The organism is Legionella lytica, assembly GCF_044626755.1.
GTDB classification, from domain to species: domain Bacteria; phylum Pseudomonadota; class Gammaproteobacteria; order Legionellales; family Legionellaceae; genus Legionella; species Legionella lytica_A.
The window spans coordinates 1-17,020 of record NZ_JBGORX010000015.1; the positions used below are offsets into that span (position 1 = coordinate 1).

Below are 17,020 nucleotides of genomic sequence, written 5' to 3' on the forward strand. Positions count from 1 at the left end.
ACTACCTACTTTAAGTTTATTTTTTCCAGAACCAAGCTCTACTACTTCGCCCATAAATTCATGACCTAAAATATCTCCTTTTTGCATGGTAGGCATCAGGCCATCAAGTAAGTGTAAATCCGAACCACAAATTGCAGTAGCGGTTACTTTAATTATGGCATCGTATTCGTTAATGATCTGGGGATCTGGCACATTATCTACATGAATAGAGTTTGCCCCATGCCAACAGAGTGCTTTCATAGGATTTCCTTATCATTGGACTTGAGTTAACAAACATCAATTAAATTGCTTGCTCCTCTATAAGCTTAGATGGAAATGGATGAAATCTATAATTTTTACTTCTTTTTAACAACACGTCTTCCCTGGCTGAACTAGATGTCAGCCAAACTAATTGAATCAGAAATTCATCCCACTCAGAAAAATAGTTAGTGCCTCGTTCAAAGCGCCCCTCAAAGAGAGCGTCTTCAAGGCTTTATCGGAATTAATTTCCTTGGAAACGAGATAGTTTAGAAAGGGCAACTCGCCATCTCATTCATTCAAAACAGCAAATCTCAATTCCATATGGAGACAGGTAAGCGCCCTGCATACAAAAACTAAGTTCAAATACGGCCCCCTCCACGACCTAATCCAACCCTGGCCTCCATACCTGTGCGATCAAGAAACGAGAGATAAGGCTCGTGAACATTGAATCTTTTGTCGTTACCCTTGAGAGGAATAAAAAATCAACATACAGCAATAGAGAGGGCTAATAAAAAAAGAATGGGGTATGCTGGTTCTTTGGTCGTGCTTGTGCACAGCGACAATACACCTTAGGCCAATAAGGCCTTAAGGCTGACATCCTGTCAATTGACGCTGCGCCAAACGATTTTATTATAGAGAATCTTTTTGGATTAGCCAGTAACTAAACAGCTTAATTCCATGTAAGATATTTCTCATTTAAGAGTTCAAGTGCCTACTCATCTATTCTTCGTTTCAATCACCTTTGGCGGTAAAGAGCTTGTTTCCTCCACGGACTTTTAGAGCGCCTCATATTCACAAGTAAAATCCTCCACCTGCACGTGATGCAATTTAACCACATAAACTTCGTACAGCCCCCACACGAACACCAATCGATCAAATTTGACACATTTTGACTTAATATCTATAATTAAAATGCGACCACGTTCTTTTCATTAAGACACAGGCCGCTGGAAGGCCACTTAGGTGGCCTTCGTCACATAATTCTCAATGTCCCATAAGAGCTATTCAAAGTCGGACCTTAGTTGCGATTTCAATTACCAATTTGACCTCTACGAAGCTGTTAGCAGCTCTACTGAAGTACCAAAAATACTTAGCCTTTAATTGCTCGAGGATCATGACCATGGCTATCTTTAGATTGAATTGTTCCATCTTTACCATGAATTATGAGCTCAGATTGTTCTTGAACACTTAAAGCGCGTGCTTTGGTAACCGCTTCTTTTTTAGTATCCAAGTGAGCAATTATACGAGAATTATCCGCCTTCTTAATATCCCACCCACCTGCAGCATGAGGCAAGACGTGATGTTCATTACGCATAGTGTTCTCCTAATCTCTTTTATTTAAGTATAGCCAATTGAGAATTAACTAATGCTAAAGAGTTGCTGGAAGTAGGATTATTCACTGGGTTATTTCTGTATCTGCTAAAATTAATAGATGGATTTATAGGTACTCGTTATTGCTTGTGATCGACTTTCAATAAGGGAGCATTTTATGGACAAGACCGCTGCCGAATTCATCCCTCAAACCACCTCTTTAGCGAAGTTGAAAAATGCCGCTCAACAGTGCAAAGGCTGTGATTTATATAAGCACGCCACCCAAACAGTGTTTGGTGAAGGAAATCCTCATGCCCCCTTAATGTTAGTAGGAGAACAACCCGGAAACAAGGAGGATTTATATGGAAAACCGTTCGTAGGAAGTGCTGGTCGCTTATTGCACCAATTAGTAGAGGAGCTCGAGTTGGATGAAGAGCTTATCTATTATACAAATAGTGTGAAACATTTTAAGTTCGAGCAAATAGGCAATAGACGACAACATCGCTCACCCTCCGCTCCAGAGATACGAGCATGCCATCCTTGGATAATCTCAGAACTTAAAATAGTACAACCTAAAGTGGTACTTTGCCTTGGCGCGACCGCCGCAAAATCACTGATTAGCCCCTCCTTTCATTTACAAAAAGAAAGGGGCAATTTAATTGATAAGTCCTCTTATCAAATCATGGCAACTTATCATCCCTCCGCTATTTTAAGGGCAAAAATGTACCATCAAGACAAAGCGATGCGCTGCGCGTTTAAAGATGATTTACTACTTGCTTATCAAACGGCTCATAATTAGGAAAACAGAATAGGGGATTTTTATTCCATTGAGCCGTCCTCGGCTAATGTTCAGTAACAATCCTTCTTTTCAGGAGCAACTGGCGCACCCGAAGATAAGAGGCTCAACCATGACTTTTTTTATGAACAGTCATTATTAATGTGCAATGAGTCGAGAACAGTTGCCTATGTCCCTCTGGACTGAAGGTATTAATATATTTTATTAAAATCTTTCCTCTTATTTATACTTGCAGTAAATGGAGCGCTTTATATCCTTCGATTTTGTAAAGTGCGTTCAATCATAATTTATTTCCATCTGCCTTAATGGGTCCACTTGCGGAAGGGCCTGGAGGTGAGAATAAGATTCCTTAGGTGATTGGCGTTATTTCTCGTAAATAGCTTCGTAAGAATTTAGAATAAAGGTTCTTTCCACCCTCAAAAACTTTCTCCCTACCTCAAGAATTATTAAAGTGAGTAAGGTGTAATGGGTTGGTTCCTTTTGTGTTCACTTTGAAAGTAAGCTGCAATGATTTTCTCAAAAACACTGTCAGCTACTGGTTTTCCCTCTAAAAAGGCATCTATTTGAGCGTATGTAATTCCATAAACCTCTTCATCCAACCGTTGAGGGGCTAGACTCTCTAAATCTGCAGTGGGTTTTTTATCCACCAGCGCCGACGGAATGCCTATATATCGTCCCAGCTCTCTTACCCGGCCTTTAGTTAGGCCAGTTAATGGAGCCAGATCACAGGCACCGTCTCCAAACTTAGTAAAAAATCCCATTATGGCTTCAGAGGCATGATCCGTTCCTATGACCAAACCTTGATGAGAACTCGCCAAAGCATATTGAACAACCATTCTTTGTCTCGCTTTAATATTACCTAGAATAAAGTCTTGTTGTGCCGTGGATGAAAATAGATGAGAGGCATCATGCATCGCATTAAGTACCGCATCACTACTTTCTTTAATGTTAATATTCAGAACGTGATCCGGCTTAATGTAATCTATAGCCGCCCGAGCATCCTCTTCATCGACCTGCGTCCCATAAGGGAGCCTGACGGCTAAAAAATAGGCCGAATAGGCCTCTGCCCGTAACTCCTCCACCGCAATTTGGGCCAAACGACCGGCAAGAGTTGAATCGATACCACCACTAATTCCTAATACTAATGCTTTTTGACTATTTGAACGCACATAATTTTTTAAAAAATCGATTCGATTTCTTAACTCATACTCACTATTAAAGGAAGAACTTACTTTTAAAGTCTCAATAATTATTTTTTGCAATTCCATTTTATTTATTTTCACCAAAAATCCTTAAAGGTTGGTTGAGTTACTGAGGATGCTCCACTCTAAAAAATAAAATATTCTAAAAATTTGAGAAACGCAAATTAGAGAACTCGCTCAGCGTTTTAAATGCATTCAAAAAAGTGAGCGCAAAACATCTCTGCAAAAAGTATACAAATGAATGGTTAGCGAATACTATGGACAGTGATAAGTCCTTTGAGTTTTATAGCAGCGCTCTTAATACTCTATTCTATTATTATGGTGTGATATGGACGATAAACAAATAAATGATTTAATTAATTACATTAAAAACCATGAATTAACGCTTGCAACTGCTGAATCGTGTACCGCAGGCGAAATCATAAGCACCCTTGCAAATCATGGAAATTGCGGTGATTGTATCTATATGGGCTATTTAGTCTATAGCAGCGAAGCGAAACAAAAGCATTTAGGTGTAAAGGAAGAAACTATTAAAAAATACACGCTAACTAGTGAAGAAGTCGCTAAAGAAATGGCTCGGGGAGTCTTTCAAAATGAAGAAGTCAATCTTGCCATTGCCACCACTGGAATTACTGGCGATGAAAGTATGGATGGTATTAAACCCGGTACGGTCTGTTTCTCTTGGGGATTTAAAATCTTAAATCATTTGACTCTTTTTAGTGAAACTCAATTATTTGAGGGAACTTCAAGTGAGCGCTGTAAAAAAGCGGTCTTTTATGCCTTATCAAGGGTAAAGTCCTATCATCAACAAGCCCAACATGATATTTAAACTATTAATTTTTTTAATGTTATAGGTACTTTCCTTCCTAAATAAAAAAAAAGATATCTGTAACATCAGCTAACTACATCCTTTGAGCGAATAATAAAGAAGAATAAAATTAAGAAAGCACTCTCTCTTTTTTAATTAAAGAAGCTCCACAGCATGACGTTAAGTTAATGAGATGTCTTATTGATGCACATTAAGTCGTAAGCAAGGGGCATAATGTTCCTAGAAGAACGAATGGCACGAAAAATAGCGCGTTTTTTTACGCGGGGCGGAAAAGCAAAATGATTTCACGCTTATATAATTCCACTTAATGATTCAATCATCCCAAAAAAGAGTGACCGTCGTAAATAGAAAGCTGCTTAATTCAAACTCAATGCCATCTGAAAACAAAGGGTAACCGGCTTTTCAAACTATACCATTATGACCGATTGTCTCTTTTACTCTCCGCTTTAAATAACAAAACAGAGACCATTGATTTCTCCCTAATGAGGTTCTCACAGTACAAATCACAAACCCTGGGACTCATTGAACTCAAAGAGCGGCAACTGAATCCCTTCATGAATGTGATGCTGCTTTAATTTAATCCCAATCCCCAGCAATCGTACCGGCATATTCTTTCTTAAAAATCCCTCGTGAATCAGCTGACTAAACACGGCCACATCAAGTCGCTCATGCACCATCTCTACTGTTGTTTGTTGAAAATCACTAAATTTTAATTTAACAAACACATTATGGATGTCTAATGGACCTGCTCGTTCAATACGCCCCTCCAAGCGAGTCATTAACTCAGGAAGTGCGGCAATACAGGTGCTCACATCGGGCAAGTCCTGCAAATAAGTCTCTTCCACACTAATGGATTTACGAATGCGTTCAGGATTGACCGGACGCTCATCAATGCCTCGCGCCAACTCATACAAGCGATGTCCCATAATACCGAATGCACTGACTAAGTTCTCCAGCGAGTAATAGTGTAAATCCCCGCAGGTTTGAATGTTTAACGCATGCAGCTTTTCCTCTAATTTAGGCCCCACACCAAAGAGCTTACGCACCGGCAAATCCACCATAAAAGCTGCCACTTCCTCAGGCTTAATGACCTTCTGCCCATTGGGCTTGTGCCAATCGCTCGCAATTTTTGCCAAACTCTTATTGGGTGCGATGCCCGCACTGGCCGTTAATTGCCGTGCATTAAAAATTCGCGCCCGGATTTCTTGAGCAATCCAGGTGGCACTCCCTTGGCACTGGCTTGATTCAGTCACATCCAAATAGGCCTCATCCAAAGATAAGGGCTCAATCAAATCAGTGTATTCGGCAAAGAGTTCCCGAATGTACTCACTTTCTTGCCGATACACCTCCATACGCACCGGACGTAAGATGAGGTTGCGACACAGCTTGCGCGCCTTAGCAGTGGGCATGGCCGAGCGAACCCCAAAGCTGCGTGCAGCATAATTACACGTTGCAATGACTCCTCGTCGGTCAGCCTCCCCGCCGACCGCAATCGGTCGATGCGCAAGCTCTGGAAAATCCCGCATCTCAATGGCTGCATAAAAGCAATCCATATCAATGTGGATTATTTTGCGCAAAGAGGTCATGCAGATTAAATCCCATCGCCACAACGAACTTGCGGCACATCCGTCCAGCGGGTGGTGTACGCAGGCGACTTAAGCTCAGCGCGCATCGCCCAGGGTTTGGAGTAGCCTTCAGCGGCGAGACGAATGGTACTGCGTCCATACTTGGTATTGATGCGGTCAAATACACTCATGAGCTGCTCGGTGTGCTCAAGCTGCTCTTCCGAAGGCTGATGAAACAGGTCCAATTGGCGAGGGTCTTTGGGAATTAAATCTTCCAGACATACCCCTGCTTTTTTATAGAAATAACCTCGCTTGAAAATTCTACGCAGGCAGCGTTTGGCAATTTTAGTGATTAAGCGCACGTCATCTGTGGGATTAATTAATCGAAACTCCATGGCTTGAAAGTGCTGGGCTAAATCCTCACGAAATCGATTCGTATGCACAAACACATACATACGTTGCGCGACTAATCCTTGTCCACGCATTTTCTCCACCGCGCGGGCGCAGTGACTGCTCACCGATTCGGCTATAGCGGACAACTCGGTTTGCATCGCTCCAAAACTTTTAGAGGACATGATGCTTTGCTTGGGCTCAATCTCTTCCAACCCGCCACAGGCAATGCCTTGCAACTCCATAGCAGTACGCATCATCACCACATTAAAACTCTTTTTTAGATGGTGAGGATTAGCACACGCTAGGTCGTATGCGGTGTTCATTCCCCGAGCAATTAATTTATTTTCCCATTTTCGTCCTATTCCCCATACATCACCCACGCAAATTTTTTTTAACCAGGCTTCTCGTTGCGTGGTGATGTTAAATACAGGTACTTTCAATACTTTTTTGCATAGATGATTGGCCACTTTCGCCAAAGTTTTGGTAGGGCCAATACCAATGGAAGTAGGAATTCCGGTATGCCTTAGAATTTTTTTTTGTAACTCTTGGCAAAAAGTATCATGCTGTGCCACCGGCAAGCTACTTAAATCAATAAATGCCTCATCAATCGAATACACTTCCAGATGTGGCCAGAATTCCTCAATTGTACACATGACCCGGTGGCTGATGTTGCCATAAAGAGTGTAGTTCGATGAGAAGGCCTTTACTCCATGTTGTTTGCATAAATTCTTAATTTTAAAATAGGGTTCCCCCATCGCAATGCCTAGGTCTTTCGCTTCATTGGAACGCGCAATGCAACAGCCATCGTTGTTCGAGAGCACTACAATAGGCACTTCCCGCAAGTCAGGACGAAACAACCGCTCACAGCTGGCATAAAAATTATTGCAATCAATTAAGGCAAACATGTTATAAGGGCTCGTGCAAAACTAGGGTAACCACACCCCAAATGACCATCTCACTGTCCTCTGTAATATCAATGGGTTGAAATTGCGGATTAGCAGGCAACAACTGCACCCGCCCTCCTCGTTTTGAGAGTCGCTTCACGGTGAGCTCACCATTGACTGCAGCAATCACAATTCGCCCGTCCGTGGGTGGAATACTGCGGTCTACGACAAGGTAGGCACCGGAAAAAATTCCCGCCTCAATCATCGAATCCCCAGTCGCCTGCAGTACAAAAGTAGACGACGGATTATGAATAAACTGGGTATTCAAGTCCAAATACCCCTCAATGTAATCATCCGCGGGTGATGGAAAACCTGCTTGGACTTTACTTGAAAACACCGGTAGTTGATAATTAGACCCCTCTTTCAATCGCTCCACTTGAGCAACCAAAGATAAAGGCACGCGAACTGTTTTTGTTGGCTCACCTTTTGGGCGGCCAGACCCCGCTCTTGCTCCACCACGTCGCGACATGATTTCTCTTACTTTTGATTTTGGTTACAGATATCATAGGCAGGAAAATATTCGCTGTAAAGCCATCAAACTCGGCTTTTAGACAGAAGAGGAGTTAAGTCCTCGGCAGTATTGGAAAAAATGGTTAAAACTTTTTTTACTGAGGCAAGGGCTCTATAGCTAAAGGATGGTTAAAATCCGCTTTATTCATTAAGGTCGAGACACGATATCCTTCCAAATCATCGTAAGGATAGGGTTTTAACAATGCCAGTAAGCTCTCTTTGTCGCACTGTGAGTTATCAATCCAGATGTTTTGCGCCTCTTCATCTAAAATTACGGGCATTCGATGATGTACGGGCTCCATTAACGAGTTGGCCTCTGTAGTAATTAAGCAACAGGAATGAATCACCTCGTCTTGAGATTGCCAAGTATCCCAAAGAGCGGCTACTGCCAATAAATCATGATTTTTTTTATGGAAAAAGTAGGGTTGCTTTATGCCGTTCTCCTCATGCCATTCGTAAAATCCGCTCATTGGCATGAGCCCACGCTTTGATTTCATGGCATTACGAAATGCTGGTTTTTCAAAAAGAGTTTCAGCGCGTGCGTTAATCAAGCTTCCTATTTTTTCCTATCGGTGGTCCATGAGGGAATTAGCCCCCAATGTAATAACACACTGTGCAATTCACCCGCACCGGTTTTAACCAAGCACACCACTTCGGCCCCCGGAGCAATATTAAACCGAGGTGTAATTTCAACGGAATTAGATAAGTGAAATTGATACTTTAACTTCTCATAAGAAGCAACGTATGCAAATCGACCACACATGCATTTCACCTTTTGAAAAGATACATTGAGTATAGTTCGGAATACTTACGGCTGGAGAATTAATGGTAGGGGAATGAAATTGCCATCATTTAAGATAAGGGATAACGTTTGCCCGCAATTTCATCAGGAACTGAGTTTTAGGTTTAGGAAAATCACATTAAAGCTCACAGCATTCAATCGAAACATATGGAGAATATATGAAAAAATTAACATTTTTAATCATTGCATCAATGATGGCCTCACCGACTTTTGCGCTACCTATTTATAAAAAATACCCCACTCCTCAAGCACTCGCCTCACAAGAGCATCCTGTTGAACTGAATGATTTCTCCGGGAAATGGGTGGGTTCGTGTACGAGGGGCAATGAAGGTGAGACAAGCCAAAAGATTCGACTTACAATAACGCAAAACCCGAACCAAATAGCCCTCATGTTTAATCACCAGAAAAAGGAAGTGTTAGTACTGAATTTGAATCAATTGTCCTCTCAAACCAGCAACACGTTCAACAAAAGAGAGGCAATAATTCAACGAGTGCACGTTCTGGATAGCAATTCAATTCTATTTAACTATGAATCCATAGCGCAACAAGGCACATCCGAAGAAAACAGCAGCCTAATCACAACATCTTTTCATGGTATGCTGACTAAAGACGGAACCACGCTCACACTTCAAGAAACCGCTTATTCATCCCATGGACCCTGTGTATTAACCAAAGCAGATTAGTGCTTGACCTAAGTCCATCTAATCAGGAAATGTTAGCGTAAAGGCCACTAGGTGGCCATTACTGTCTCTATTATCGTGTTACTTAAGTAGATTGTTTTGTCCATTGGGTTATATAAGGGTTAGGGTATCCCTCAATTTGAGCCACTTGGCTGGCCCATTGATACTCCCACGGGGTAGGTGGAAATTGTTTATTCCATGCTCGAAATAGTTGTTCTTGCTGTTTACTTAATGACAGCGCGTAATGTTCCGACATAAACAAGTAAGCCCGAGCAACCACACCTTTCGCTACATCTGAAGGCTCAACTCGTCGAGTTGCTTTATCAATTTTAATCGAACACCCAAAATAATCTTCCTGACCTGGCACCATCCCAAAGCGATAATTAGAACGTGCTTGATTGACAAGACCCGATTCAGGCCAAAGATTATAAAGTTCGGCTTCCATATGGCGGAAACGTTCATCAATTTTTTTGCAACACGTACGCCCTTTAAATAACATGTTCAAAAGTCCGTGTGGTATTACAGCCCCGAAAGGGATAGTATCCTAACCTCAGATTCGCAGCAACCTAAAGAGTGGGAATTCAAGCGCGCCCTATTCCTTACAAAAAGAGAATTTAATTTGACCAATAAGAGCAATTTTAATATAATTACCCTCCTTTAAGTGACTAAGAGGTCTGAATGGAATACAGAACTGTACGGATGAACCCCCAGCCTGTATCAAAGGTAAGCAGTCAGTTGTATTCTCAAAAAGAACATGCGCTCTTAGGAATCAGTCCTTTTAATAGTCACTTCTCTGAAGAAGCCATCGGTCTTTGGATTGAGTGGGCGAAAGCGACCTTTTCTTCATTTCATATTTTTATTCCAGATACATTGCCCATTTATACATTTCTTGCATTGGGCTATGACGAAGCACGAGCACGACAAAAAACCAAAAGACAAGCAGCCTATTTGAAAAATAAGGTGGCACGCGCTTTAGCTCGCCATCAAATCTCAGGAATAGATACCGCCGACCTCATGATTGATATGAGGGTTTTAGAAACCAATCCGCGATACCTTGAATTAAAAGACCACTGTTATACGCTTTATCACACCCATCAAGCCTTTCGCGACGAATGCGATCAATGCACCGGATGGGTTTTAAATGGCCAAAGCATTAAAGATCCTCATCAAGCTAATGAAAATATTGCCGTGCGCTACATTTTAGATGAGATGCCGTTGTTCATGGATACCCCCTCCATTTTGGGTGTGGAATCCTCCTTATTTACCTACCACCAGACTCCAGAATTCATAAATTATCTCTATACTGATTCTATAGGATGTGAATTAATTGCCGAAAACCAAGGATTTATCGAATTATCAGTTCATAAACAGCATGTGCTAACGGATGGAGTACTGTTTAACGATGAGTTTAAATCATGAAGCACTGTACTTAATTATTGATACCATTGATGCCAGCATCTTTTGGAAAGACCTTGATGGGCGATATTTAGGCTGCAATCACTACATGGTGCAGATGAGTGGATTTAAACATCGAACAGATATTATCGGGAAAACCGACCGCGAAATGCCCTGGTGGCAAATCGCAGATAAATTAGAGGCAATCGATCGCAGTGTTTTAAAAAATGGCCTTTTTGAGGGCGAAGAATCGCCTTTAACTGCCTCATCCAAAAGGGTATTCCATACCAAAAAAACAATTTTGTATGACAAAGACAAAAACATACTGGGTATCATTGGCATATCCATTGACATCACCGAACGCAAAAAAGCAGAGCTGCTGCTGAAAAAGAAACAAAAACAATTAATTAAAGAAAAAGATAAAGCGCTTGCAGCAAATCGTGCGAAAACCGAATTTCTTGCCAACATGCGCCATGACATCCGTACTCCCCTGTCAGGAATTGTGGGATTTTCTGAGATTTTAAAATTAGAATCCAACGAGCCACGCATTAAAGAGTATGCGGATAACTTAGTGGCATCAAGTCACGCTTTATTACATCTCATGGATGAAGTTCTGGATGCGGTTAAAATTGGCTCCGGAGAAATCCCCAGGTTAAAACGCAAATTCGACCTCATCGACACCTTTGAACAAGTTATTTCGCTTTATGAGGCCAAAGCAAAAGAGAGAAAACTCGAGCTCTCACTCTCAATGGATAAAAAAGTCCCCCGCTACGTTATTGGCGATAAAATTAGAGTCCATCGTATTGTCTTAGAGCTTATCGGGAATGCCTTAAATTTTACAAATGTTGGGTTTGTGACTCTTCATGTAGAACTTGCCAAAAAAGAGCATCGCCATTTAGTACTGCGTATTAACGTGACGGATTCAGGCATTGGGATTCCGCAAGACAAGCAACAAGAAATATACCTGCAATTTAAGCGACTCACTCCTTCATATCAAGGAATTTACAAAGGCGCAGGGCTCGGGCTCTACGTCGTCAAACAATTTATAGAAGAGCTGGAGGGTGAAATTTATGTGACGAGTGAGGCCGGAAAAGGAACTGTATTTACCTGCTTAATTCCATTGCAAGAACCCTTGCTTGATGATGAGTCAGGGGTGGAGAAAGCACGGTTAACCCCTCCAAAACCCATACTTACCCCCATCCCTGTATTCGGTGAACTCAGCGCGCCTCGCTTAGAGGCTTCCACAAAACATAAAATACTCGTGGTCGAAGACAATTTCATCGCACAAACTGTGGCGAAAAGCCTTCTTGGTTCGCTACAGTGCCAGGTAGACATTGCAGCCAATGGCCTTGATGCCATAACCCTGTGCAAAGAAATGGATTATGATTTGATTTTTATGGACATCGGTTTAGGCGAAGGCATGGACGGATATGAAGTAACCCAATACATTCGTAGCCAAATCAACTCCGAGCACCACATCCCGATTATTGCCCTCACAGCTCATGGGGCTGATGAAAGCAAACAACGCTGCATCGAATCAGGAATGGATGCCGTATTAACCAAGCCACTGACGCAAAACAATGCAGCCGAAGTGATTCACTCATTTATTCCATCGCCGCTGGAAAAACCCATCCATAGTGCGTCCATGATCCGCCAAGACTTACCCGATAATGATGAGGAGCTGTTTCATTTAAATCAATTCTCGCTCCTCGATGAGGCAGAAGCCCTGCGCAATTGCGCCACCATCGATACGGTAAAAAGTATGCTGGAATTATTGCACCAAGAGCTTCCCAATGATTTAGCACAAATGAAACAGGCATTTACAGCGCAGAATTTCCCACTGGTGGAACAAATAGCCCATAAAATAAAAGGTGGGGCGGTGTATTTAGGGACTCATCGCCTGAAATATGCCTGCCAGTATGTAGAGCGCTATTGGAAGGCTGGGGAACGCACCTTATTTTCAGCACTCTATCAGCAAGCAATTACCGTAATTGAAGAAACACACACCTATATTGAAGGCTGGTTGCGCATTCATTAACACCCAAGAGCACTCAACTTCTTAATTTCCCTAAACGCATTTAAAAACATGGAGTTACCTTTCACTGTACTATTTTGTTGATGACGAAACCTGCAATATGCACCATAGATAATTACTAATTATGCGCACAACTTTATTGCGTCCCCCTCTTCTTTTTCTATCGCTTGCTCAATGGTTCTCTGTTCATCATATAAAACATTGAGTTCAACTCTTATTTTGTGGATTTGGGCTCTTATAATGGAAATCTGCTCTTTTGTTTTTTGTTGATAGATACTTTGAGTTAATTCTTCAATTAAACTGCCCTTTTCCATTATTTGTGTTTCTACCCTATCTAAAGCAGCATCGTGTTGAGATAAGACTAACTCATTAGGTTGCTGTTTCATTTCACGCTCTTTTATCTCGAGCCATTGTTTTTCACGTACGTCTTTTTTGTCTTTAAAATTGGAGCCCAAATAAAAGTGCTTGTAAAAACCTTTGGGTGTGCGCCAATTATTGTTCCTGATGAGCTTAGAAAGAATATCATTCCGATGTTTAAAATCTTGTACTGCTGGTAAACAAAAATCCGTGTTAATTAGAGAAAATAGATATTCAGCTACAACCTGTTCGGGTGATGAGAATTGCTTTTTATGCTCAAACGTTAAATTAAAAAAAGTACCTAGTATTAAATTCTTAATTTCAACAGGTATTTCTTCTTTGATTTGAGTTTCTACATATTTTTGTATGATGTCATGTTGATTAATGAGCCGACTAAGAATTGGTTTATCCACAAAAGGTATACGCTTTTTAAATCTAATATTATTTTTATGGGATGTATAAAGATCTCTTATATATAATCCCCTTAAATCAAAGTTTTCGATCCCCTTGATATTATTAGTATTTGCACAGCTTGCTTTGATTTTGTCGTTGCTAGAAACTTCACTAAGCGGGTTGTTTTTTGAATCTGTACATACCTTATGTTGATGATGAGATGTATTACTATCCTGATGGTTGTGGTTTCCCGTCAGAAGAGTAAGTAATTTTTCTGTTATAGAGATATAGGCTCCTTTTTTTACTTCAAATACATTATTTTCAGTAGTCCTTGAGTAAAGGGCTTGGCGTCTTTCAATCAATCCCTCGGATTCAAATTGTTTTAGATACGATTGAAGGGTACTAAGAGCGATACCAGTATCCTCAACTATTTCTGATTGCGATTTCATAAACCATTTTTTGTTTGAGTTTTTTAGTTTATATGTACTTGATTGCCATCCAAAAAGAATGTAATCCATTAAGTGAGCTTTGCGGGCACACGGAATAACTTTAATGAGATTTTTATATTTTGAATGAAAAATCGAACAAAGATTCCCCATTGATAAATATCCTTATCTTATTGTTTTTTTTGGGGAACAAAGCTAGAATGAAATTGATTAAATAAATCTTCATTTAGTAAGAAAGATTTTAGTTCTAGTTTTGTTCATCACTAGGATTTAATGGGTTATAGAAAGTCTGCCAACTTTTTATAGCCCTTTTTTTGTTTATTTCATTGCGCCCTCATACTAAATTTATTTTAATTAAACTCTATTAAAAAAGTTTATTGGTGTTTTTATGTATATTTTTTGAATTTAAAATTTCCCCCATAAGATGTCAACCCCTTATAGCTACTGCATTTACTCAGAAGTTATCTGCATAAGAGACACAAAAAAACTCACCTTTATTTTTATAAGAGACACAAAAAACTACTTTTTTAAGTTCAAATAGAGACACAAATCTTTTAAGATTATTCGGCTATTTTCATTTAAACTAACGAGAAGATAGTTTTTTTAACATCCGATAAGAGACACAAATACAAACGCTCGGAAATAGATAAGAGACACAAAAGAGCTACGTTTTAAAAAACAAAGGGACACATATAGTTAATAAAATAATATAAAAAAAACGAAAAATATTTTTTTTGTAAAGGGATGGAATTGTCTTTTATCAACGATTATTGACGAAATCCATTAAAATCGTTGACTATGTAATTTATTGTTTATATATTGTTTCTATATATTTTATATTGATGGAATAACATGAAAACAATAAGTACAAAAGATTTTTCATCCTTAATTAATGTCTCACCACATCTTATTTACAAAATAATAAAAGAGCATGCTCTTCCTGTCGTTCCTGTTGGAAATAAAAATGCATTACCTCCTGATACTGTTAGGAGAATTCTTGAGATAAGAGGTTATACGTTTAAGAGACACATAAATGAACCACTTATTATAAATGTTTTTGGGATGAAAGGAGGGATCGGAAAGACATCTATAGCTACAGCATTTGCAGAGGGTGCAAGCAGATTGGGGTATAAGGTTTTAGCTATCGATCTTGATATGCAAGCCAATTTAACTCAGTCTTTTAATATGAAAAGACATGGACAGCCGGTTCTTTATCATGCAATTATTGGTGACAAGAAAATTTCTGAGGTTATTGTTCCTGTAACCCCAAATTTACATTTACTTCCATCTTCTTTGGATAATTCCCAGATGGAGCATGTTTTAAATTCTAAGCAGACAATTAATATAACTAATTATTTCGATGAAATGTTAGAGCCGATTAAAAATAAATATGATTTGATCGTAATTGACTGCCCTCCTTCTATTCACAAAATTACTGTTTGCGCTTCTTGTTTTGCTACAGAAAATTTAATACCAATCAATGCTGATATTGATTCTTTTGATGGTGTTGTGATGACGGTATCTGAAATTGAAAAAATAGAACGGTCATTTAAAAATTTATTTATGAAGATAAATTATAAAATCATATTTAATAAATATGATGCACGTGAAAAATTAAGCCTTAATATTATGGGATCTATTAGTGAGCGACAAAATCTTAAAGAAAATTTATTACCTATTGTTATTAGAACAAATACAGCATTTAAGAACACAAAAGCTGACGGGGAGTATATTTTTGATGCAAATAAATCTACCGCAAAGGAAGATTGCTTCGCTTTAATCTCCGAACTAACGGGCCTTTCCAATTGGGTAACAAAAGGAAAAGGTTCTTTAGTCAAAGAAGTTGAAGAGACTGTAATCTAATATAGGAATTTTATATGAAGCTTGAAGACATGCTGAATCAGCAAGCTAAACGTGGAATGAAGCAGCAGAAAATTAGAGCTAAAATGCAGTCTTATGATGACTATATTAAGGATGATGCATCTCCTCGGCCTTACAATACACCAAACGTTGTTGATTTGAAGATTGAGTACCAAAGTACAAAAAAGCCTTTAAACGAGATCATGCCATATCAAGATTTAAAAAATGCGATGGAAATAGAAGCGGATCCCATAAAAGGTAGATCCCCTACCTCTGAAGGCAAGACAATAAGTGACGCAAATGCTGCGGCTGATGGAGAATCCATAAGAGACACAAATATCGCAACTGATAGGGAATCTATAAGAGACACAAATGCTGCAGCTGGTGGTGAATCCATAAGAGACACAAATGCTGCAGCTGGTGGTGAATCCATAAGAGACACAAATGCTGCAGCTGATGGGGAATCTATAAGAGACACAAATATCGCAACTGATAGAGAATCTATAAGAGACACAAATGCTGCAGCTGATGGGGAATCTATAAGAGACACAAATATCGCAACTGATAGAGAATCTATAAGAGACACAAATATCGCAACTGATAGAGAATCTATAAGAGACACAAATATCGCAACTGATAGAGAATCTATAAGAGACACAAATGCTGCAGCTGATGGGGAATCTATAAGAGATACAAATATCGCAACTGATAGAGAATCTATAAGAGATACAAATATCGCAACTGATAGAGAATCTATAAGAGATACAAATATCGCAACTGATAGAGAATCTATAAGAGACACAAATGCTGCAGCTGATGGGGAATCTATAAGAGACACAAATGCTGCAGCTGATGGGGAGTCTATAAGAGACACAAATATCGCAACTGATAGAGAATCTATAAGAGACACAAATGCTGCAGCTGATGGGGAATCTATAAGAGACACAAATATCGCAACTGATAGGGAATCCATAAGAGACACAAATGCTGCAGCTGATGGGGAATCCATAAGAGACACAAATATCGCAACTGATAGAGAATCTATAAGAGATACAAATATCGCAACTGATAAAGAATCTATAAGAGACACAAATGCTGCAACTGATAGAGAATCTATAAGAGATACAAATATCGCAACTGATAAAGAATCTATAAGAGACACAAATGCTGCAACTGATTGGGAATCCATAAGAGACACAAATGCTGCAACTGATTGGGAATCCATAAGAGACACAAATGCTGCAACTGATTGGGAATCCATA

At 39.7% G+C, this 17,020-nt stretch carries 15 protein-coding genes and 1 pseudogene; 7 read left to right on the top strand and 9 right to left on the bottom strand.

The genetic code is table 11. The annotated features are described in order from the left end of the window. Positions 1–240, bottom strand: a 240-nt coding sequence (locus tag ACD661_RS16585; protein WP_400188960.1) for an alcohol dehydrogenase catalytic domain-containing protein, incomplete at its 3' end; no start/stop codon positions are given. A gap of 1,090 nt (positions 241–1,330) precedes the next feature. Then, positions 1,331–1,555: a DUF2188 domain-containing protein gene (locus ACD661_RS16590; RefSeq protein WP_400188961.1), complete on the bottom strand. Its 225-nt coding sequence runs from the start codon at positions 1,553–1,555 to the stop codon at positions 1,331–1,333. Between the two features lie 174 nt (positions 1,556–1,729). On the opposite strand from ACD661_RS16590, the gene ACD661_RS16595 reads away from it, so the two are divergent. After that, a complete protein-coding gene (locus tag ACD661_RS16595; protein WP_400188962.1) occupies positions 1,730–2,350 on the top strand; it encodes a UdgX family uracil-DNA binding protein in 621 nt (206 codons plus the stop codon). 443 nt (positions 2,351–2,793) lie between these two features. Here the strand turns inward: ACD661_RS16595 and nadE are convergent, their stop codons facing one another. Then, positions 2,794–3,630 (bottom strand): ammonia-dependent NAD(+) synthetase, encoded by an 837-nt coding sequence (gene nadE, locus ACD661_RS16600; RefSeq protein WP_400188963.1) that lies wholly within the window; start codon positions 3,628–3,630, stop codon positions 2,794–2,796. A 247-nt stretch (positions 3,631–3,877) separates the two neighbouring features. Between nadE and ACD661_RS16605 the strand changes: the two genes are divergently transcribed. Further along, entirely contained in the window at positions 3,878–4,378 is a 501-nt protein-coding gene (locus ACD661_RS16605; RefSeq protein ID WP_400188964.1) for a CinA family protein, read from the top strand. Positions 4,379–4,881: 503 nt separating this feature from the next. Here the strand turns inward: ACD661_RS16605 and dinB are convergent. The 4 genes and pseudogenes from dinB to ACD661_RS16625 all read right to left on the bottom strand — a co-directional run bounded on the left by dinB (position 4,882) and on the right by ACD661_RS16625 (position 8,553). Continuing rightward, entirely contained in the window at positions 4,882–5,964 is a 1,083-nt protein-coding gene (dinB, locus tag ACD661_RS16610) for a DNA polymerase IV (RefSeq protein WP_400188965.1), read from the bottom strand. Positions 5,965–5,969: 5 nt separating this feature from the next. Further along, positions 5,970–7,241, bottom strand: a complete 1,272-nt coding sequence (locus ACD661_RS16615) for a Y-family DNA polymerase (RefSeq protein WP_400188966.1) — start codon at positions 7,239–7,241, stop codon at positions 5,970–5,972. 1 nt (position 7,242) lies between these two features. Continuing rightward, entirely contained in the window at positions 7,243–7,749 is a 507-nt protein-coding gene (locus ACD661_RS16620; protein WP_400188967.1) for a LexA family protein, read from the bottom strand. 136 nt (positions 7,750–7,885) lie between these two features. Then, positions 7,886–8,553, bottom strand: a pseudogene (locus ACD661_RS16625) (SOS response-associated peptidase). Positions 8,554–8,750: 197 nt separating this feature from the next. On the opposite strand from ACD661_RS16625, the gene ACD661_RS16630 reads away from it, so the two are divergent. After that, complete coding sequence (locus ACD661_RS16630) at positions 8,751–9,275, top strand: hypothetical protein (RefSeq protein ID WP_400188968.1); 525 nt, start codon at positions 8,751–8,753, stop codon at positions 9,273–9,275. An 82-nt stretch (positions 9,276–9,357) separates the two neighbouring features. On the opposite strand, the gene ACD661_RS16635 is transcribed toward ACD661_RS16630, so the two are convergent. Then, positions 9,358–9,771 carry an endonuclease gene (locus ACD661_RS16635; protein WP_400188969.1) on the bottom strand — a complete coding sequence of 138 codons (414 nt, stop codon included), beginning with the start codon at positions 9,769–9,771 and terminating at the stop codon, positions 9,358–9,360. A gap of 179 nt (positions 9,772–9,950) precedes the next feature. Between ACD661_RS16635 and ACD661_RS16640 the strand changes: the two genes are divergently transcribed. Further along, positions 9,951–10,691, top strand: coding sequence for a tRNA-dependent cyclodipeptide synthase (locus ACD661_RS16640; protein WP_400188970.1), 741 nt, complete (start codon positions 9,951–9,953; stop codon positions 10,689–10,691). After that, the gene (locus ACD661_RS16645) at positions 10,675–12,705 is read left to right on the top strand and encodes a response regulator (protein WP_400188971.1); all 2,031 of its coding nucleotides are present in this window, start codon (positions 10,675–10,677) and stop codon (positions 12,703–12,705) included. The genes ACD661_RS16640 and ACD661_RS16645 overlap by 17 nt, the downstream gene beginning before the upstream one ends. Positions 12,706–12,824: 119 nt before the next feature. Here ACD661_RS16645 and ACD661_RS16650 read toward each other — a convergent pair whose 3' ends face one another. After that, positions 12,825–14,051: a hypothetical protein gene (locus ACD661_RS16650; RefSeq protein ID WP_400188972.1), complete on the bottom strand. Its 1,227-nt coding sequence runs from the start codon at positions 14,049–14,051 to the stop codon at positions 12,825–12,827. Between the two features lie 699 nt (positions 14,052–14,750). Between ACD661_RS16650 and ACD661_RS16655 the strand changes: the two genes are divergently transcribed. Next, positions 14,751–15,761 carry a ParA family protein gene (locus ACD661_RS16655; RefSeq protein ID WP_400188973.1) on the top strand — a complete coding sequence of 337 codons (1,011 nt, stop codon included), beginning with the start codon at positions 14,751–14,753 and terminating at the stop codon, positions 15,759–15,761. A gap of 14 nt (positions 15,762–15,775) precedes the next feature. Further along, the coding region (locus ACD661_RS16660; protein ID WP_400188974.1) for a hypothetical protein at positions 15,776–17,020 on the top strand (1,245 nt) is incomplete at its 3' end.

Excerpts from the sequence above, each read along its gene's own strand:
- ACD661_RS16590 (WP_400188961.1), bottom strand. The coding sequence starts at position 1,555 with ATGCGTAATGAACATCACGTCTTGCCTCATGCTGCAGGTGGGTGGGAT.
- ACD661_RS16595 (WP_400188962.1), top strand. The coding sequence starts at position 1,730 with ATGGACAAGACCGCTGCCGAATTCATCCCTCAAACCACCTCTTTAGCG.
- ACD661_RS16605 (WP_400188964.1), top strand. The coding sequence starts at position 3,878 with ATGGACGATAAACAAATAAATGATTTAATTAATTACATTAAAAACCAT.
- dinB (WP_400188965.1), bottom strand. The coding sequence starts at position 5,964 with ATGACCTCTTTGCGCAAAATAATCCACATTGATATGGATTGCTTTTAT.
- ACD661_RS16615 (WP_400188966.1), bottom strand. The coding sequence starts at position 7,241 with ATGTTTGCCTTAATTGATTGCAATAATTTTTATGCCAGCTGTGAGCGG.
- ACD661_RS16620 (WP_400188967.1), bottom strand. The coding sequence starts at position 7,749 with ATGTCGCGACGTGGTGGAGCAAGAGCGGGGTCTGGCCGCCCAAAAGGT.
- ACD661_RS16630 (WP_400188968.1), top strand. The coding sequence starts at position 8,751 with ATGAAAAAATTAACATTTTTAATCATTGCATCAATGATGGCCTCACCG.
- ACD661_RS16635 (WP_400188969.1), bottom strand. The coding sequence starts at position 9,771 with ATGTTATTTAAAGGGCGTACGTGTTGCAAAAAAATTGATGAACGTTTC.
- ACD661_RS16640 (WP_400188970.1), top strand. The coding sequence starts at position 9,951 with ATGGAATACAGAACTGTACGGATGAACCCCCAGCCTGTATCAAAGGTA.
- ACD661_RS16645 (WP_400188971.1), top strand. The coding sequence starts at position 10,675 with ATGAGTTTAAATCATGAAGCACTGTACTTAATTATTGATACCATTGAT.
- ACD661_RS16650 (WP_400188972.1), bottom strand. The coding sequence starts at position 14,051 with ATGGGGAATCTTTGTTCGATTTTTCATTCAAAATATAAAAATCTCATT.
- ACD661_RS16655 (WP_400188973.1), top strand. The coding sequence starts at position 14,751 with ATGAAAACAATAAGTACAAAAGATTTTTCATCCTTAATTAATGTCTCA.